The sequence below is a fragment of the Mesorhizobium sp. WSM4808 genome, from assembly GCF_055811675.1.
On record NZ_JBVVQX010000001.1, the window covers coordinates 158,080 to 176,748 of the forward strand.

Annotated in this window: 18 protein-coding genes; 13 read left to right on the forward strand and 5 right to left on the reverse strand. The window is 63.2% G+C overall.

From position 1 onward, the window contains the following. The first annotated feature begins 8 nt into the window (after positions 1 to 8). From lpxC to AC0L2U_RS00730, 8 genes are all read left to right on the forward strand, one after another. Positions 9 to 959: a UDP-3-O-acyl-N-acetylglucosamine deacetylase gene (lpxC, locus tag AC0L2U_RS00695; protein ID WP_128363274.1), complete on the forward strand. Its 951-nt coding sequence runs from the start codon at positions 9 to 11 to the stop codon at positions 957 to 959. Positions 960 to 1,223: 264 nt separating this feature from the next. Further along, entirely contained in the window at positions 1,224 to 2,093 is an 870-nt protein-coding gene (locus tag AC0L2U_RS00700; protein ID WP_127328879.1) for an outer membrane protein assembly factor BamD, read from the forward strand. Positions 2,094 to 2,211: 118 nt separating this feature from the next. After that, a complete protein-coding gene (gene recN / locus AC0L2U_RS00705) occupies positions 2,212 to 3,885 on the forward strand; it encodes a DNA repair protein RecN (protein ID WP_127809997.1) in 1,674 nt (557 codons plus the stop codon). 111 nt (positions 3,886 to 3,996) lie between these two features. After that, positions 3,997 to 6,201 (forward strand): NAD-dependent DNA ligase LigA, encoded by a 2,205-nt coding sequence (gene ligA, locus AC0L2U_RS00710; RefSeq protein WP_127270946.1) that lies wholly within the window; start codon positions 3,997 to 3,999, stop codon positions 6,199 to 6,201. Beyond that, positions 6,201 to 6,893, forward strand: coding sequence for a DUF2461 domain-containing protein (locus AC0L2U_RS00715; protein WP_128288512.1), 693 nt, complete (start codon positions 6,201 to 6,203; stop codon positions 6,891 to 6,893). Before ligA ends, AC0L2U_RS00715 begins: the two co-directional genes overlap by 1 nt. Positions 6,894 to 7,004: 111 nt before the next feature. Then, entirely contained in the window at positions 7,005 to 7,733 is a 729-nt protein-coding gene (locus AC0L2U_RS00720) for an AzlC family ABC transporter permease (RefSeq protein WP_128288491.1), read from the forward strand. Further along, entirely contained in the window at positions 7,730 to 8,026 is a 297-nt protein-coding gene (locus AC0L2U_RS00725) for an AzlD family protein (protein WP_127809999.1), read from the forward strand. The genes AC0L2U_RS00720 and AC0L2U_RS00725 overlap by 4 nt, the downstream gene beginning before the upstream one ends. A 352-nt stretch (positions 8,027 to 8,378) precedes the next feature. Next, positions 8,379 to 9,275, forward strand: coding sequence for a LysR family transcriptional regulator (locus tag AC0L2U_RS00730; RefSeq protein ID WP_127396438.1), 897 nt, complete (start codon positions 8,379 to 8,381; stop codon positions 9,273 to 9,275). Here the strand turns inward: AC0L2U_RS00730 and AC0L2U_RS00735 are convergent. The 3 genes from AC0L2U_RS00735 to AC0L2U_RS00745 all read right to left on the reverse strand — a co-directional run bounded on the left by AC0L2U_RS00735 (position 9,265) and on the right by AC0L2U_RS00745 (position 12,715). Further along, complete coding sequence (locus AC0L2U_RS00735; RefSeq protein WP_473601280.1) at positions 9,265 to 11,115, reverse strand: aminopeptidase P family protein; 1,851 nt, start codon at positions 11,113 to 11,115, stop codon at positions 9,265 to 9,267. The two genes, AC0L2U_RS00730 and AC0L2U_RS00735, sit on opposite strands and share 11 nt — an antisense overlap. Before the next feature lie 138 nt (positions 11,116 to 11,253). After that, positions 11,254 to 12,126, reverse strand: coding sequence for a 50S ribosomal protein L11 methyltransferase (locus AC0L2U_RS00740; RefSeq protein WP_127810001.1), 873 nt, complete (start codon positions 12,124 to 12,126; stop codon positions 11,254 to 11,256). A gap of 10 nt (positions 12,127 to 12,136) precedes the next feature. Then, positions 12,137 to 12,715, reverse strand: coding sequence for an SCO family protein (locus AC0L2U_RS00745; protein WP_127810002.1), 579 nt, complete (start codon positions 12,713 to 12,715; stop codon positions 12,137 to 12,139). 187 nt (positions 12,716 to 12,902) lie between these two features. Here AC0L2U_RS00745 and AC0L2U_RS00750 point away from each other — a divergent pair, with 187 nt between their 5' ends. The 3 genes from AC0L2U_RS00750 (at position 12,903) to AC0L2U_RS00760 (ending at position 14,933) form a co-directional block, all read left to right on the forward strand. Further along, complete coding sequence (locus AC0L2U_RS00750; RefSeq protein WP_127395906.1) at positions 12,903 to 13,421, forward strand: CreA family protein; 519 nt, start codon at positions 12,903 to 12,905, stop codon at positions 13,419 to 13,421. Positions 13,422 to 13,563: 142 nt separating this feature from the next. Beyond that, positions 13,564 to 14,205 carry a transferase hexapeptide repeat family protein gene (locus AC0L2U_RS00755; RefSeq protein ID WP_127810003.1) on the forward strand — a complete coding sequence of 214 codons (642 nt, stop codon included), beginning with the start codon at positions 13,564 to 13,566 and terminating at the stop codon, positions 14,203 to 14,205. Positions 14,206 to 14,507: 302 nt separating this feature from the next. Then, positions 14,508 to 14,933, forward strand: coding sequence for a low affinity iron permease family protein (locus tag AC0L2U_RS00760; RefSeq protein WP_127269256.1), 426 nt, complete (start codon positions 14,508 to 14,510; stop codon positions 14,931 to 14,933). Positions 14,934 to 14,936: 3 nt separating this feature from the next. Here the strand turns inward: AC0L2U_RS00760 and AC0L2U_RS00765 are convergent, their stop codons facing one another. Next, positions 14,937 to 15,803 carry an SDR family NAD(P)-dependent oxidoreductase gene (locus AC0L2U_RS00765; RefSeq protein WP_473601281.1) on the reverse strand — a complete coding sequence of 289 codons (867 nt, stop codon included), beginning with the start codon at positions 15,801 to 15,803 and terminating at the stop codon, positions 14,937 to 14,939. Between the two features lie 188 nt (positions 15,804 to 15,991). Between AC0L2U_RS00765 and AC0L2U_RS00770 the strand changes: the two genes are divergently transcribed. Together AC0L2U_RS00770 and AC0L2U_RS00775 are read left to right on the forward strand one after the other, a co-directional pair. Further along, complete coding sequence (locus tag AC0L2U_RS00770; protein WP_127320440.1) at positions 15,992 to 16,276, forward strand: hypothetical protein; 285 nt, start codon at positions 15,992 to 15,994, stop codon at positions 16,274 to 16,276. 264 nt (positions 16,277 to 16,540) lie between these two features. After that, positions 16,541 to 16,939, forward strand: a complete 399-nt coding sequence (locus AC0L2U_RS00775; protein WP_473601282.1) for an SH3 domain-containing protein — start codon at positions 16,541 to 16,543, stop codon at positions 16,937 to 16,939. An 85-nt stretch (positions 16,940 to 17,024) separates the two neighbouring features. On the opposite strand, the gene AC0L2U_RS00780 is transcribed toward AC0L2U_RS00775, so the two are convergent. Continuing rightward, positions 17,025 to 18,497, reverse strand: coding sequence for an MATE family efflux transporter (locus AC0L2U_RS00780; protein ID WP_128362645.1), 1,473 nt, complete (start codon positions 18,495 to 18,497; stop codon positions 17,025 to 17,027). Positions 18,498 to 18,669 lie beyond the last annotated feature (172 nt).

Genomic DNA, 18,669 nt, shown 5'->3' on the forward strand with positions numbered 1-18,669 from the left:
ACGGGCTTATGGGGATTGTCTTGCACGACTATCAGACGACATTGAAGACGCGCGCGTCGCTTACCGGCACCGGCGTCCACAGCGGCAAGGAAGTGTCCATCAGCTTCGTGCCCGCGGATGCCGACACCGGCATCGTTTTCCAGCTTTTCAACGGTTCGGAGCAGGGCCGCGAGTTTCGTGCCCTGGTTTCGGAAGTCGGCGCTACCGACCTGTGCACCATGCTTGGTGATCCCGCCGGCGAGCATATCGCCACGGTGGAGCACATCATGGCGGCGCTGTTTGGGCTCGGCATCGATAATGTCGCTGTCGAGATCGATGGTTCCGAGGTTCCTATCTTCGATGGCAGCGCCATGGCGTTCGTCGAAGCCATCGATCAGGCGGGTATCGAGACGCTCTCGGTCAAGCGGCGCTATATCAGGGTCATCAAGCCGGTGCGTATCGAGAACGGCGCCTCCTGGGCGGAGTTTCGGCCCTATGACGGGACCCGTTTCGAGATCGAGATCGACTTCGAAAGCCCGGCGATCGGCCGTCAGCTGTTTGCCTCCGACCTCAATGCCGATATTTTCCGTCGTGACATCGCGCGCGCCCGCACCTTTGGCTTCATGAAGGATGTCGAGCGGCTGTGGGCCGCAGGCTACGCGCTCGGCTCCTCGCTGGAGAACTCGCTGGTCATCGGCGACGACAACCGCGTCATCAATATGGGCGGCCTGCGCTATCCCAACGAATTCGTGCGCCATAAAACGCTGGACGCCATGGGCGACCTGGCGCTGGCCGGCGCCCGCTTCATCGGCTGCTTCCGCTCCTATCGCGGCGGCCACAGGATGAATGCCGCGGCCCTGCGCCGTCTGCTCTCGGACCGCACGGCGTTCGAGATCGTCGAGACGACGCGCCGTGAGCGTGGCCGCAGCGCCGAGATGAACGCCGTCAATGCGCCACTCTACGCACCCTGGATGATCTGATTTCCCAGGGTTTTTTCGGGTTCCATGGGTGATAGCGAATGTTGCAGGAATGCACCACCCGCCAGTGAAATTGCATTGATGTCCAAGCGGCGCCCGGCCGCCACAAAAATGCGCGATTGGCCGGAGATAGCGTTGCCGGGCAAGGCGGTTATGGTTTATGGCTGCTGCCGTCGATTAATGCATGTCATTCAAAAGTGGGGACCAGTTTTGAAACAATGGCGTGCAACTGGCATTGAAATAGCGCCGAAAGGGCGAGATCCAATCATGTTCTTCAAGCGAGTTGGTCAATTGAAAGCACCGCAGAGGGCTGTTTTCCTGGCGCTTTCAGTAGTTGTTCCATCGCTCTTTCTGTCGGCCTGCATGTCGTCGGAGAAAGATATCGACCTGTCGACCTATGTCGAGCAGACCGAGCCGGCCGATGTTCTCTACAATCAGGGCCTTGCCAATCTCAATGCCGGGCGCCTGCAGGAGGCGAGCCGCAAGTTCGACGCCGTCGACCGCCAGCATCCCTATTCGGAATGGGCCCGCAAATCGATGGTGATGGGCGCTTTCGCCGACTATCGCCAGGGCAATTACGATGAGGCGATCGGCTCGGCCAAGCGCTATCTCACGCTTTACCCGTCGACCGATGACGCAGCCTATGCGCAGTACATCATCGGCTTGAGCTACTACCGTCAGATCAAGGACGTGACGCAGGACCAGAAGGAAGCGCGCCAGACCGTCCAGACGATGCAGGATCTGGTCACGCGCTGGCCAACATCGGAATATGTCGACGACGCCAAGGAAAAGATCCGCTTCGCCAACGACCAGTTGGCCGGCAAGGAAATGCAGATCGGCCGCTACTATCTTGAGCGGCGTGAATACATCGCTGCCGTGAAGCGCTTCCGCACCGTGGTCGAGAACTATTCCAACACCCGCCATGTCGAGGAGGCGCTCGCCCGCTTGACCGAAAGCTATTACGCGATGGGTCTGACCTCGGAGGCACAAACCGCCGCCGCCGTGCTCGGCACCAACTACCCCGACAGCCCATGGTACAAGGATTCCTACAAGCTCTTGCAGAGCAATGGGCTTGCACCGCGCGAGAATGCCGGGTCGTGGATATCCAAAGCCGGGAAGATGATCACCGGCGCCTGACGTATGAGCATCGACTGAAGCGCCACAGCGCTTTTCGGATTGATCCGGTGCTCAAACAAAAAGATAGTGCGGCGCTGCGACTGCAAATGGTCGCGTGCCGTTCTAGATTCGGGTTCTGATGCTTTCCAGACTGTCGATCCGCGATATCGTCCTGATCGAGAAGCTGGATATCGACTTCCAGCCGGGCCTTTCGGTGCTGACCGGCGAAACCGGTGCCGGCAAATCCATCCTGCTCGATGCCCTGTCGCTGGCGCTCGGAGCGCGCGGCGACGCGTCGCTGGTGCGCCATGGCGCGGCACAGGGCCAGGTCATCGCCGTCTTCGACGTGCCGCGCAATCATCCGGCCCGTACGCTGCTTGCCGACAATGCGATCGAGGATGATGGCGACATCATCCTGCGCCGCCTGCAGACGGCGGACGGCCGCACCCGTGTTTTCGTCAACGATCAACCTTCAAGCGTCACCCTGATGCGCGATGTCGGGCGCGCGCTGGTCGAGATCCACGGCCAGCATGACGAGCGCGCGCTGGTCGATCCCGGAGCACACCGCGAGGTGCTCGACGCTTTCGGGGGCCATCTCGGCGCCGTCCGCTCGACCGGCGAGGCATGGCGGCACTGGCGCGCCTGCGAGCAGGAGCTGTCGCGCCACCGCGCCAAGGTGGCGGCGGCCGCGCGCGAGGCCGACTATCTGCGCGCGGCGGTGGCGGAATTGACCAAGCTCGATCCGCAGCCGGGCGAGGAGACCGACCTTGCCGAATTGCGCGCGTCTATGATGCGGGCCGAAAAGATCGCTTCCGAAATCCATGACGCGCAGGATGTGCTGTCGGGCCCATCTTCGCCCCTGCCGCAACTGGCCAGCCTGTTGCGGCGGCTGCAGCGCAAGGTGACGGAGGCGCCCGGCCTGCTCGACGATGTCGTCAAATCGCTCGACGAGGCGATGCTGTCGCTCGACGCGGCGCAATCGGGCGTCGAGGCAGCATTGCGCGCCACCGAATATGATCCGCAGCGGCTGGAGAAAGCGGAGGAGCGGCTGTTTTCGCTGCGCGCCGCCTCGCGCAAGCACAGCGTCGCCGTCGACGATCTGGCGCAGCTGCGCGACACGATGTCGGCCGATCTCGCCGATCTCGATGCCGGCGAGGAGCGCCTGCGAGGGCTGGAAAAGCAGGCCACCGCTGCGCGCGAGACCTACGACATTGCCGCCGCGCAGCTGTCCTCGCTGCGTCATGCGGCGGCGGTAGGCCTGACCAAGGCCGTGATGGCCGAACTGCCGGCCCTGAAGCTCGAACGCGCCGCCTTTATCGTGGAAATGAAGAGCGAGGCCGAGAGCCGTATGGAAGAGGGGATCGACCAGATCGAATTCTGGGTGCGCACCAATCCAGGCACGCGGCCCGGGCCGATGATGAAAGTGGCCTCTGGCGGCGAGCTTTCGCGCTTCCTTCTGGCGCTGAAGGTGGCGCTGGCCGACCGCGGTTCGGCGCCGACGCTGGTGTTCGATGAAATCGACACCGGTGTGGGCGGCGCTGTCGCCGACGCCATCGGCCAGCGGCTGGCGCGACTGTCGAAGCGCGTCCAGGTGCTGTCGGTGACGCATGCGCCACAGGTGGCGGCACGCGCGGCGACGCATTTCCTGATCTCCAAATCCGGCACCACCGACCGTGTCGCCACCGGCATCGCCGAGATGGACCGGCCGGCGCGGCAGGAAGAGATCGCTCGCATGCTGGCCGGCGCCACCATCACCGATGAAGCGCGCGCGGCCGCCGAACGGTTGCTGCGCGAGAACACCACAGCTGCATAAGAACAGCTGATGTCAGGGATCGAGTCAGGATATGGCTCCATCCTGCTGTTCAGGAATGATTTTCCTAAAATCCTGATCTATTGTGTAGCGCCACCGTTCGGGGAAGAAAGCATGTCCGAAAAACCAGTTGATGCCCTGACCGAAAGCGAGGCCGAAGCCGAGCTGAAGCGGCTGGCGGAAGAGATCGCCGAGCACGACCGGCGCTACCATACCGAAGATGCGCCTGTTATCACCGATGCGGAGTATGATGCGCTGGCACGGCGCAACCTTGCCATCGAGGAGCGCTTTCCGGCGCTGGTGCGCGAGGATTCGCCATCGCTCAGGGTCGGAGCCGCTCCGGCGGAAGGCTTTACCAAGGTGCGCCATGCCGTGCCGATGCTCAGCCTTGCCAAGGCCTATACCGACGATGACGTCACGGATTTCATCGAACGCGGGCGGCGGTTCTTCGATCGCGACAAGGAGCTCGACATCGCCTTCACAGCCGAACCGAAGATCGACGGGCTGTCGGCTTCGCTGCGTTACGAAAACGGTGTGTTCGTGCAGGGCGCGACGCGTGGCAACGGCGCCGTTGGCGAAGACATCACCGCCAATTTGAAGACGATCGCCGATATTCCAGCGAAGCTGAAAGGCTCGGGCTGGCCCGAAATCATCGAGATCCGCGGTGAGGTCTACATGACCTATGCGGAATTCGAGGCGCTGAAGCAGCGATCGGCTGCGGCCGGCGGCCAGGACTACGTCAATCCGCGCAATACGGCGGCCGGATCGCTGCGCCAGAAGGATCCATCCGTCACCGCCAGCCGCAACCTCAAATTCTTCGCCTATGCCTGGGGTTACACGACGGCTGATCCCGCTCCGACCCAATATGATTCGGTGCAGAAATTCGCCGAGTGGGGGTTCAAGATCAGTCCGCTGATGGTGCGGGCGAAATCGGCCGAGGAGCTGATCGCGCATTATCATCGGATCGAGGAGCAGCGCTCGGCGCTCGGCTACGATATCGACGGCGTCGTCTACAAGGTCGACCAGCTGGAGTTGCAGCGCCGCTGGGGTTTCGTCACCGGCGAACCGCGCTGGGCGGTCGCGCATAAATTCCCGGCCGAACAGGCGATGACGACCGTGCAGAAGATCGACATCCAGGTCGGCCGTACCGGTACGCTGGCGCCGGTTGCGCGGCTGGCGCCGGTCACAGTCGGCGGCGTCGTGGTCGAGAACGTCACGCTGCACAATGAGGACTACATCAAGGGCCTGGACTCGACCGGCGAGCCGATCCGCGACGGCATCGATGTGCGCATCGGCGATACGGTCGTGATCCAGCGGGCAGGCGATGTCATTCCGCAGATCGTCAGCGTCGTCATCGACAAGCGGCCTGCTGATGCGGTGCCTTACGAGTTCCCTCACACTTGCCCGATCTGCGGCTCGCCGGCGACGCGCGAGATCAACGAAAAGACCGGCAAGGAAGATTCCCGCCGGCGCTGCACCGGCGAACTGATCTGCCCGGCGCAGGCGGTGGAAGGATTGCGCCACTTCGTGTCACGCGGCGCCCTGGACATCGAAGGCCTCGGCGCGGAGAACATAGACACGTTCTTCAATGCGGGATTGATCAAGACCGCCGCCGATATCTTCACGCTCAGGGATCGCCGTCCGGCCGTCACCAGGGCGCTGGCCGAACGCCGCGAGGAGCAGGCGAGGCAGCGCGAGGCCGCATCGGGCAAGACGCGCAAGAATGTGCGCAGCGTCGAGGATCGCAACTATGAGGGCCTCGACAAGCTGTTCGCTGCCATCGACTCGCGCCGCGAGCCGGAGCTCGACCGTTTCATCTTCGCGCTCGGCATCCGCCATATCGGCGAAACGACGGCCGCCGTGCTTGCCCGCACCTTCTCGACCATCGAGGAGATGATCCGGGTCGGCAAGGAGACAGCGGCAGCGGAGGATCCACACACGGTTTTCCCCTCGGTCAACGGCATCGGCGATACCGTGATCGATGCGTTGCGCGACTTCTTCGGCAATGAGCGCAATGACGACGTGCTTGACGCGTTGCTCCGCCAAGTCAAGCCGAAGCCGTATATCGTCAACGTCTCGGCCGACAGCGAGGTCGCCGGCAAGACGGTCGTGTTCACGGGCTCGCTGGAGAAGATGACACGCTCCGAAGCCAAGGCGATGGCGGAGCGCCTGGGCGCCAAGGTCGCGGGCTCGGTTTCGGCAAAGACGGATCTGGTGGTCGCCGGGCCGGGTGCTGGCTCCAAGCTCAAGCTTGCCAGCGAACTCGGCATCGAGGTGATCGACGAGGATGGCTGGCTGGTACGGATCGGCAAGGCGTGATGGAAGGCGCATTCAAGGGTTTCGGCCCGAAAGCCATTCCGTTCCTGAAGGCGCTGGATTTCCACCAGAGCCGAGAGTGGTTTTTAGAAAACCGCGACCTGTTCGAAAAGGAGCTGCGTGATCCGCTCAGTGATCTGGTCGACACGCTGACCGAGCGTTTCGCGGAGGCCGGACTCGGCCTGCGCGGCGATCGCAAGAAGTCGCTGTTCCGGATCAATCGCGACGTGCGCTTCGCCAAAGACAAGCGGCCCTACAACAGGCATTTGTCGGCAATCCTGTCGCCCGACGGCACCAAGATGGAGCAGGGTGTGTTCTACGTGCATATCGGGCTTGAGCGCTGTTTTGCCGACATTGCCTGGTGGCAGCCGGAGCCGGCGCTGCTGCTGGCGATGCGCAAAGCCATCGCGACCAAGCCGGACAATTTTCGCGGCCTGGTGGCGGCGTTGAAGAAGAACCGGCTTGAACTCGAGACCGAAGGCCGTATGAAGCGTACGCCACGCGGCTTCGAGGAAATCAGCGATCCCGATCTGGTCGCCGCCATCCGCCACCGGCATTTCTATGTCCAGCATGTCATCGATCCGGCGGGAATCCATACGGCTGATCTGGTCGACGAGCTCGTCGATTTCACCTTGCGCGCCAAGCCGCTGCTCGACTGGGGCAGGGCGATCGAGGGCAAAGGTTCGCTTGACTAGCCTTCGGCTCCGGTAACCCGACGATCATTTCCGCTGATCGTTTGGCTCAAGCGAATTCGTGTGACAAGGCAGGCAGCGCTTCCTACATCAGGCCCTGATCAAGGAGAGGCCATGTCGGCGCAAGCAATTTCCGAGAGCGGCGATAAAAGCGATTTCTGGCAGGGCGTGCGGCTGTCGATGCCTGTCGTGGTGGCGTCGGCGCCGTTTGCGGTGCTGTTCGGCGCGCTCGCCGTCGACAATGGCTTCTCGGTCCTGGAAGCCTTCCTGATGAGCGCGCTGGTCTATGGCGGCGCCAGCCAGATGGTCGGCATCCAGCTGTTCGGCCAGCATGTGGCGCCGTGGCTGATCGTGCTGTCGATCTTCGCCGTCAATTTCCGCCACGTGCTCTATTCCGCAGGCATCGGCCGGCGCATCGCGCACTGGCCTGTCATCCAGCAGGCACTTGGTTATTTCATCCTCACCGATCCGCAATTCGCGGTAGCCGAAGCGCGGGCGCAATCGGGCCGGACAGTCGGCTTTGCCTGGTATCTGGGACTTGGCCTGCCGGTCTATCTGTTCTGGATCGTCGAAAGCGCGCTTGGCGCACTGTTCGGCAAGCTGATCCCCGACACGCATGCGCTCGGCATCGATTTCCTGCTGCCGATCTATTTCCTCGGTCTCGTGCTGGGCTTCCGCAAGCGGCCGCTGTGGCTGCCGGTGGTCATCGCCAGCGCCGCCGCCTCGATCATCGCCTATAAGACCGTGGGCTCGCCCTGGCATGTCTCGATCGGCGCTGTTGCCGGTGTGCTGCTGGCGGTCATCCTGCCTCCCCATCACAGCGGCGTAAAGGCACGGCCATGAGCACGACCTTCTGGATCATCATCGCCGGTGCGGTCGCGACCTATCTGACGCGCATCGGCGGGCATCTGGTCATCTCCCGCTTCGAAACAATCCATCCGCGCGTCGAGGCCGGTCTCAACGCCGTGCCGGCGGCGGTGCTGACGACGCTGGTGGCGCCGGAACTGTTGAATGCCGGGCCGGCGGAGTGGGCGGCACTGGTGGTCACCGCGCTGGTTTCGCTGCGCGGCGGGCTGATGGCAATGTTCTTGGCGGGTGCGGCGGTGCTGATCATCGCCCGGCAGTTCGCCGGCTGACTTTTTGTCTTGGTCAGTCCACGTATGCTCACCAACGCGGCGCCGACACATGTAGTGATCGAGGCAATAATTCCTGTCAGGCGCTTCTTGAAAATCGAAGCGATCCACACCGCGCTCAGCCGAATTGCCTCCGATCTCTCCTGATGGGCGTGACGCACAAGGTTGGTGTAAAGGGCGTCGCGCTGCATCGGAGTCAATGCGCCAAGATCGATCGGCCAGGGGCCGAGAGGTTCAGGTGACATTTCCATCTCCCGTGGACGCCCGGATCGGCGTCGATAACAGGCGATTTACGCGCCGTTGATCATCCGATAAAATGAGTTATTAAGATCATTTTATTCTCCGGGAGAGATGTATGGATTTGGCCGACCTTCGCATCTTTCGCATGGTGGTGCGCGAGGGCGGTATCACCAAGGCGGCGGAAAAGCTGTTTCGCGTGCAGTCCAACGTGACCACTCGCATCCGGCAGCTTGAAGAGGATCTGGGCGTGCGGCTGTTTATCCGCGAAGGTAAGCGGCTGCAGGTGTCGCCCGCCGGCCTAAGGTTGGTTGTCTACGCGGACCGGTTGCTGGCGCTTGCCGAGGAAGCGCGAACGGCGGTCCTCGATCCGCGCCCACGCGGTAAGCTGCGACTTGGCGCTATGGAGAGCACCGCCGCGGCTCGGCTTCCTGGCCTGCTCGCCGAGTACCACGCACGCTATCCCGAGGTGGAGATTCAACTGCGCACCGGCAACCCGCAGGTTCTCGCGGCCGCCATGCTCGCCGGCGAAGTCGACGCTGCGCTCGCGGCCGAGCCGCTCGCAGACGCTCCATTCGAGAAGCAGGCTGCATTTCGTGAGGAATTGGTCATTGTCTCTGCGGCATCGCGCGGTTCGATTGAGGACCGCAGCGACATGCCCAAAACCATGATAGCCTTCGAGCATGGCTGTCCACATCGCAGGCGGCTGGAAGAATGGTATGCGCGCCGAGGCTTCATGGCCGAGCAAATCGTCGAGCTCGGTTCATATCATGCGATGCTCGGTTGCGTGGCGGCCGGCATGGGCATAGCGCTGATGCCCAAAAGCGTGCTCAAGGGCTTCCCTGAAAGTGGCAGGCTGCAGGTGCATGAACTGCCTTCGGACGAGGACAGTGCCCTGACGGTATTGTTTTGGCGCAAGGGAGCCGGCTCTCCCAACGTCCAGGCTTTGCGGGAGCTGCTTGCGGAGCAAGGCTCCCCAATACCAAGCAAGGTTTCCGCCGCGGCTACTGCTTGAGATCGTGCGGCAATGGCGCGGTGGCCTTTCCTAGCCAGGCCAGCGTCTCGCCGTCGAGCATCGGCCCGATCTCGGCCAACACGCGTGCATGATATGCGTCGAGCCAATGCAGCTCGTCGCGCGTCAGGAGGTCCGACTGCACCAGCCTGGTATCGATCGGCGCCAGCGTCAGCGTCTCGAAGCCGTGCATGGCGATGTCTCCGCCCTCGATCTCTTGCGCCGGCGTCACCAGGATCAGGTTCTCGATGCGGATGCCGTAGGCGCCTTCCTTGTAGTAGCCCGGCTCGTTGGACAGCATCATGCCTTCGAGCAGCTTTTCGGTGCCGGTGCCGGTGCGGGCGATGCGCTGCGGCCCTTCATGCACCGCCAGATACGAGCCGACGCCATGGCCGGTGCCGTGGGCGAAGTCGCAACCGTGCTTCCACAGCGCCATGCGCGCGACGGCATCGATCTCGGAGCCGCGCGTGCCGGAGGGAAAGCGCAAGGTGGAAATGCCGATCATGCCTTTCAGTACCAGGGTGAAGCGTTCGCGCATCTCCTGCGTCGGCTGGCCGATCGGCACGGTGCGCGTGATGTCGGTGGTGCCGTCCTGATACTGCGCGCCGGAATCGAGCAGGAACAGTTCGCCGGCCTGCAGCTTGCGGCTGGTGGCGCGCGACACGCGGTAATGCATGATGGCACCGTTCGGACCGGCGCCCGAAATGGTGTCGAAGGAGACATCGCGCAGCGGCATCTGCGTTTCCTCGCCGGTCTGCCGCCGCGTCTCCTCCAGCCGGGTGACCACCGATATCTCATCGAGCGATCCGGGTTTTTGCCGCTCCAGCCAGCACAGAAGCTTCGCCACGGCCGCACCGTCACGCCGATGCGCGGCGCGCGAGCCGTTGATCTCGGCCTGGTTCTTGGTGGCGCGCGGGATGCGGGCGGGGTCTGCTGCTGCAACGACGGCGCCGCCATTGGCCTCGACCAGCATGCGCAGCCGGTCGGCCGCCAGCACCGGGTCGAGCGCGATTTTCGCGCCACTCTTGGCAAGGGCGACGATCGCGGCTTGGAATTCGCCGGGCCCATGCGGCTCGGCGAGTTGGGTGAGATAGGCCGCGACCTGGCGCGAGAATTTGCGCTTATCCATGAAAAGCTGGTGCGACCGATCGGCGGCAAGAATGGCGAAGCCGAGCGCCAGCGGCGTGTGCGGCACGTCGCCGCCGCGGATGTTGAAGGCCCAGGCGATGGAGGAGGGGTCGGTCAGCACCGCATGGGTGGCGCCGTCCTTTGCGATCGCCGCCGCCAACCGCGCGAGCTTGTCCTTGGCGAGTTCGCCGGCAAAGCCGATCGGGTGAAGTTCGACCGGGGCCACCGGCGCGTCGGGCTGATCCTTCCAGATGATGTCAATCGGGTTCTTGTCGAGCGGCACCAGCACGGCGCCTGATTTGTCGGCCGAGGCCTGCAGCGCCTTGACCTCGCTGATCGTGTGCAGCCATGGATCGAAGCCGAGCCGTGCGCCCTTGCCAAGATTGTCTTTCAGCCAGACAGCCGGCGGATTGTCGACCAGGCTTTCGATCGAAAAGACGTCCAGGTCGACCTCGCTGCGCACCTGCAGCGTGTAGCGCCCGTCGACAAAGACGAAGGCGCGGTCGCGCAGGACGATGGCGACACCGGCCGAGCCGCTGAAGCCGGTCAGCCATTTCAGCCGCGCCGAACGGTCGGCGACATATTCACCCTGGTGCTCGTCGGCGCGCGGCACGATGAAACCATCAAGCCCGTTGGCTTCAAGCCATTGGCGCAGGAGCGCCACGCGCGGTTTGCCGACGGCCGGGTCGCCGGCGGAATCGAAGGTCTGGAACATTGTGGGCCTCCTGATATCCGCGGGACCGTAGCCTATGGACTGGGAAATCGGAATCGATTTCCGGCTGCGCGCAACCTGCTACAGCATCGCTGGACTGACAACCGGGGGAACTTGGTCCAAGCTCGGTCGGTCCCGGGCTCAATGCTTGAGGTGGATCGTCACCCAGCCCTCGCGGTGCAAGGTTCTGACATGGCGAAAATTCTGGCCGACATAGGCCGAGATGACGGCGTCGCGCTGGCGGTCGAGGATGCCTGACAGCACGATCGAGCCGCCGAGCGCGATGTGGCCAGCCATTTGCGGCGCCAGCCGCATCAGCGGCCGTGCCAATATGTTGGCGACGATCAGATCGAAGGGCGCGCGCCTGCCGAAGATCGGGTGGTGAAAGCCCGGCGCCGTTGCCGTTTCCACCAGTGCCTTGACGTGGTTGAGCCGCGCATTGGCGGCAGCCACCCGCACCGCCACCGGATCGATGTCGGTGGCCAGCACAGGAATATGCGCCAGCTTGGCGACTGCAATCGCCAGCACCGCGCTGCCGGTGCCGAGGTCGAGCGCATTGCGCGGATGCTCGCGCCGGACCACTCTTTCCAGCATCTCCAGGCAGCCGGCGGTGGTGCCGTGATGGCCGGTGCCGAAGGCGAGGCCGGCCTCGATCTCGATGGCGAGTTCGCCGCTGTGGCGTTTCCTGCGGTCATGCGCGCCGTGGACGAAGAAACGTCCGGCACGCACCGGCTTCAGCTCTTCCAGCGAATGCGCCACCCAGTCGATGTCGGGCAGGGCCTCGCGCTCGATCGGCTTCGACAGGGAAAGGCCGGCAAGGATGTCGTTCAAGCGGGTCTCGACCGCATCGACGTCGCCATCGGCATAGAGCGACACTTCGTGGATGTCCTTGTCCTCGTCGACCTCCAGGACGGCGATCGGCAGCCCTTCTTCCTCGAAGGCTGCCTCAAGCGCCGCGAAAATGCTGACGGAATCGGTCTTTCCGGTGGTGAAGTAGAGGCGCGTCTGGGTCATGAAATGGTTATCAGCTTTTCGCCGCCAGCCGCTTCAGCTTGGCGATGGCCGTATCGGCGCTTTCGCCATAGGCGATTGTGCCGGCAAAGTCGCCATTGGCGTTGAGCAGCAGCACCGAGGCGGTGTGGTCCATCGTGTAGTCGCCGTCGCCGGTGTCGACCTTCTTCCAGTAGATGCCGAACGACTTGGCCATGGCATGGACCTTGTCGGGAGCGCCCGTGATGCCGACGATGCGGTCGGAGAAATTGCTGACATAGGCGTTCATCACTTCCGGCGTGTCGCGCTCGGGGTCGACCGAGACGAAATAGGCGTGCAGGTTCTTGCCGTCGTCGCCGAGCGTCTTCAGCCAGCCGGCCAGTTCGAACAGCGTGGTCGGGCAGACCTCGGGGCAATGGGTGAAGCCGAAGAAGACGACGCTGGGCTGACCCCTGAAGGCAGCCTCGGTGATCGGCGCGCCTTTCTGGTCGACTAGGGTGAAGGCAGCGCCGAAGGGCTCGCCGCCATAATGGCCGCGGTACCAGTCGAAGGTCAGCCAGCCGATACCGGCGGCCATCAGGACGAGAATGCCGACCAGGATAGAACGCATCATCAGAAAAGTCCGTCTGCAGAAATCATCGCGCGGCTCAATGCCGCGCCTGTGCGACAGTCTTAGCGGTTCGGCCTCGCACAGGCAAAGTGCCGCGTTGCCGCAACCGCAGTGGTGTCGACCTATCTGCTTGCAAAGCCGGGCTGCTCGCCCCACCTGTGACCGGCAACTCGAACCGCAGGAGGCTCCCTTGCCACGACTGATTGGGCACGGATCGATTGGGCGAAAACTGATCGGCGGCGCCTTGGCCGCGTGTGTTGTCGTTGGCGCCGGTGCCGCGGTCGCCGAGGAAGTCGGCAAGGTCGGAGTCGACTGGCTCGGCAACGACATCATCGTCGAGGCGATCAAGGATCCGAAAGTGGAAGGCGTGACCTGCCACGTCTCCTATTTCGATCGCGGTATCATCGATCGCCTGCACAAGGGCAACTGGTTCGAGGATCCGTCCGATTCCTCCATCTCCTGCCGCCAGACCGGCCCGATCACGATCGGCGACATCGACATGAGCGAGGGCGGCGAGGAGGTGTTCAAGCAAGGCATCAGCCTGATCTGGAAGAAGCAGGTGGTGAACCGCATCTACGACAAGCCCAATGAGACGCTGATCTATCTCTCGCATTCGCGCCAGGTGCAGAACGGCTCGGCCAAAATGTCGGTCACCACCGTGCCGCTCTACGGCCAGAACGTGGTGTGGAGCAAAGGCAAGCCGCAATAGGCTGCTCAGTTCCTTCCGGAACCGGCCGGACGAATGGTCCCGCTTGCGGGACCATTCGTCCGGCGAATCCTTGCTGGGAAACGATCTGAGGGGCGATTGGTCCCGCTTGCGGGACCAATCGCCTAGGCGTAAAGCCGCCGGCATGGACCGTTCCGAAAACCTCGTCCCGAAAGACCCTGAGCCGCGTATCCATCCGACCGCGGAGCTGAAGGCGTGTAAGCTCGGCCGCTATGCCTCGATCGGCGAGCGGGTGGTGCTGCGCGAGGTGAATGTCGGCGACTTCTCCTATTTTGAACGCCACTGTGAAGCGATCTACACGACGATCGGGAAATTCTGCTCGATCGCCGCCAACAGCCGCATCAATGCGCTGGAGCATCCCATAGAGCGGCTGACCCAGCACAAGCTCAGCTACCGGCCGAACGAGTATTTTCGCTGGCTGGGCGTCGATGCCGCCTTCCGCGAGCGGCGGCAGGCGAAAGCCGTGACCATCGGCCATGATGTCTGGATCGGCCACGGCGCGGTGATCATGCCTGGGGTCGCCATCGGCAACGGTGCCGTCATCGGCGCCAACGCCGTGGTGACACGTGATGTGCCGCCCTACGCGATCGTCGCCGGCGTGCCGGCGAAGGCTCTCCGGCCACGCTTCGCTCCGGATATCACGGCGCGGATCGAAGCTCTCGCCTGGTGGGACTGGCCGGTCGAAAAGCTGGCCAGAGCGGTTCCCGACATGCAGGCCATGCCGATCGAAACGTTCCTCGATCGCTGGGAAAACGACGCCGTCTGACCAGTTCAAGTGCGTAGCGTTGAGACGGAGTCGGGCGACGCGCTTCAAGGCCCGCCGGACTGAAACCCCTTCCGCCATGCGGGGGTGGCGCAGCGGAAGGGGTGGAGTTAAACCGCTGTGAAGCGGAAGGAACAGGCACTCTCGCCTGCAGGGTCATTGTGACATTGGACCCATAAGGTGTGTTTTCCAGGCTATTCTCCCTATGCGTGTAGGCAATTGCAGCTGGGTATTTGTCTGCCTCGGGAACCTGAAACGGTCGCTGGTTGTTTCTCATCGCGCCGCAGCGTCGAGGATTTCGATAGATGGAAAAACATTTCACCAAGGTCGCCAACTGGGTCGCCCGCATAGCCGGCCTGCCGCCGACATTCGCCGTCTGTTGCCTGATCGTCATCGTCTGGGGGGTGAGCGGCCCGTTCTTCGGCTTTTCGGACACCTGGCAGCTCGTCATCAACACGGGCACGACCATCATCACTTTCCTGATGGTCTTCCTGATCCAGAACACTCAGAACCGCGATGGCGCGGCAATCCAGGCCAAGCTCGACGAACTGATCCGGGTCGGCAAGGGCCACAACCACTTCATCGGCATCGAACATCTGACCGAATCCGAAGTCGAGGAAATCCGTGCCAAATGCGAGCGTGCGGCAAAGCGGCATGACGAACAGATCGCCGACACGGCGGCGAAGAAGGCTGTGGCGAGGAAGCGCGGGTCGAAAAAGCAGGCGGCCTGAAAATCAGCCTTTCATGAACGCCGCGAAACTGTCCTTGTGGTCCGGGTGCCAGCGCGACAGGGCTGGGCGGTTCTCGATGATGTCGCCGATCGCCCAGGCCATGCGCTTTTCATCCAGCGGGCGGGCCGCCTCATTGTCCGGGCACAGGATGTAGAAATCGCCTCTGGTCAGGGATTCCAGCATGAAATCTACAACCTGTTCGCCGGTCCAGGCGGCGGCCGGTTTTTCCGTCGCGCCCTCGGTCAGGCCGGTAAAGGTGAAGCCGGGGATCAGAAGATGGGCAGCGACATGGGCGCCGGGTTCGTTGCGCAACGCATGCGACAGGCCCTCGGTGAAGGTTTTCACCCCAGCCTTGGAGACATTGTAGGCAAGATTGCCGGGCGGCGTGGTGATGCCTTGCTTGGAGCCGGTGTTGACGATCAAACCCGGGCTGGCCGAGGCCAGCATGCGCGGCGCGAAGGCCTCCACGCCATGCACGACGCCCCAGAAATTGATGTCCAGCAGCCGTTTCCAGGCATCGCCGTTTTCCCATGGCTTTCCGGGATTGTCGCCGATACCGGCATTGTTCATCAGCAGCGACACCCCGTCGAAGGCGCCGAACGCCCTCTCGGCGAGGCGGTCCACCTCATCCGCTTTCGAAACGTCGGCGGCGACGGCAAGCACGGCGTCGTCGCCGGCAATCGCGGAAACGGCGCGGGAGGCGTCGTCTAGCCGCGCGCCGCCAATGTCGGCCAGCACGATCTTCATGCCCATCAGTGCAAGCCGCTTGGCGGCCGCCAGACCGATGCCGCTGGCGGCGCCGGTGATCACGGCGGCATTGCCTGGGGCAAGCGCGGGCAGGGCGGTCTGGATCTCGGCGTCGGTGATCATGGGCGATGGGTTCCTTGTTCGATGGCGCCGAACTTAGCGCCGGAACCGGCCGGCGCAAGCCTCTGCCCGCCTTGTCGGGTTGACCAGTTCGGTCGAGGCTGCGCATGTTGCCCTTTGCCTCCGCAAAAGAGATTTTGCCCTGGGGACAAAACAAACTTTAGCCTCGGGGACAAACGGAGATTTCCTGATTGACGGACTGGGTTGCAATCCTGAAAGAACAGACCGCCATTGGCGACCAGATGGGCCGCGAGGTGCCGCAGATGCTGGCCAACCCCGACATCAGCGAAACGCAGGTGAAGACGCTCTTTTCCGCCCTGGAGAAACAAGCCGAGTTCGTCGAGAAGCTGCGTATGGCGCTGGAAAAGTTCGGCCATGATTTCTCGATCATCAAGGCCGCGGAACGGCTGGAGGAGCGCTATGCCGACCTTGCTGCATCGGTGGCGGAAAAACTGAAAGCGATGCGCCGTCGGTGAATGCCTCGACCCTGCCTTTGCCCATGGATCCACCTTTGCCCGCGGTGAATTGTCGAAAGACAGTAAACGTCAGCGGTGTTGAAGAGCCAATAAGCGGCAACCGGGAAATTCCTCAACCATGTCCAAGAAAAATCCGGCATCAGTCCCGCTGGTCAGGACGGTTACGGCCGCTCACCTGTTGACTTTTCTTGGCTTGGCCGCTCCTCTTGCAGGGCAGTCTTGGCCGAAGCAGATGAACGGCCGGGATTCGAATGGAGGGGACTGATGAGATTTCGTTTTCTGCTTGTGTTCGCAACCATAATGGCTGCGGTCTTCGGGACATCCGCCGCAGCCTTCGCTTACAGCGCCCACACCACGACCAATCTCAATGTCCGTGGCGGGCCGGGAGCGGGATATGCCAGGGTCGGAACGCTGCCCGGCGGCTTCAGGGTCAATGTCACCGGCTGCCAGCCGGGCTGGTGCAGAATCCATGGTGGCGGCGTGAGCGGCTGGGCCAGCTCCGGTTATCTCGAACGCTCCCAAATCGTTCGCCCGCCAATCATCATCGTGCGTCCGCCGCATCGGCCGCCACACTGGCACAAGCCGCACCGTCCTCCGCACCATCGGCCGCACAGGCCACGTCCCGGCAAGTGCAAGATCGCGCCCGGCTTCTCCTGCAAATAGGTTCATTTGCGCCGGGTCTGGCGTGACGGGCAGGGCGGCAAATCAATTGCGGCCCTGCCGCCATGTCCATGGCCTGACGGGTACTTCAGCCGTTCGGTGTTTCAGGCGAAAGATGCGCGCGTCCGCGTGGCACGCCAAGACCGGTATCCGGCGGCTCGCCGGCTGCCGGTCTGTTCTCGATCATGTGCGCGGTGCGCCAGCGGCCGAAACGGTAGTAGGCCGCCGCCAGTACAAGCGAGCTGATCGAACCCACCGGGAAACTCCACCACAGCGCTTCCTCGCCGATCACGCCACGCATGAAATAGGCGAAGCCGGTGCGCACGACCAGCACCGAAATGACCAGGATGATCAGCGGCGGCATCACGGCACCCGTGGCTCGTACGGTGGCAAACAGCACGATGGTTATGCCGAACAGAATGAACGACCACGAGGCGACATTGTTGATGTGGACGGCGATGTCGATCGCCGCGCTGTCGCTGCTCAGGAACAGGCTCAGCACCGAACGGTCGAAAACCGACAGCACGGCAACCAGTGCGCCGGTCAGGACCAGGTTGAAGCCGACACCGGAGGCGGCGATGCGGCCGATCCGGTCCCAGCGCCCGGCGCCGACATTTTGCGCCGCCATCGAGGACACCGCGGCGCCGATGGCGAGCGCCGGCATCTGGATATAGGTCCACAGCTGGGCAGCGATGCCGTAGGCGGCGGCAACCTGTGAGCCGTAGGAATTGACGATGCCCATCACCGTCAGTGCCGCCGCCGAAATGACGATCATCTGCAGACCCATCGGCACGCCCTTGACGACGACGATGCGAAGCAAGGTGGGATCGGGCCGCAGCAGGGCGAGGTTGGCGCCGGCCAGCCGCAGCGGATGCTTGCGCACATAGAGCACGATCAGGATGGCGATCACGCTTACCGTCTGGCCGATCAGCGTGGACGTCGCGGAGCCCGCGATGCCGAGTTCGGGAAACGGTCCGATGCCGCGGATGAGCAATGGGTTGAGCACGATGTCGAGGACGACGGCCAGAGCCATGAAGAAGAAGGGCGTGCGTGAATCGCCGGCACCGCGCAGCACGGTCATGACGAAGGACAGAAGGTTCATCACCGGCACGGCGACGAAGATGATGCGCAGATAGGAGCGCGCGAGCGGCAAGGCATCGGCCGGTGTGCCGAGCGTGTTGAGAATGGCGTCGACCCAGATCCAGCCGCAGACCGCGAGGATAACGGAAACAAGGAAGAAGAACGTCGCGCTGGTGCCGACGATGCGGCGCGCCTCGGGCAGGTCGCGGGCACCGACCGACTGGGCCACCAGGATGGTGGCCGCCATGCCGATGCCGAACACGGTGCCGAGGATCAGGAACAGGACGAGGTTGGCGTTGGAGGTGGCGGTCAGCGCCGATTCGCCGAGGAAACGGCCGACCCAGACGGCGTTGATCGAACCGTTGAGCGACTGCAGCACGTTGGAGCCGAGCACCGGCAGGGCGAACAGCAAGAGCGTGCGCGGGATCGGGCCGCTGGTCAGGTCGCCGGTGCGCCGGCGCGGGGGATTTTTTTCGTCCATGGCGGGCAGCTCGGCGAAGGTTTGTTTCAAGTCGCGTCCGCGATGATTGCCGATACAACGGAACGCAGGTTGTGCCTTGATCTAATCATGTTCTCAAAGCTTCCGGAATGGGATATTGATCCTCGATGCGTGGGGCCGCATTCCTATCAGATCTTGGATAAGCCGGGGGGGT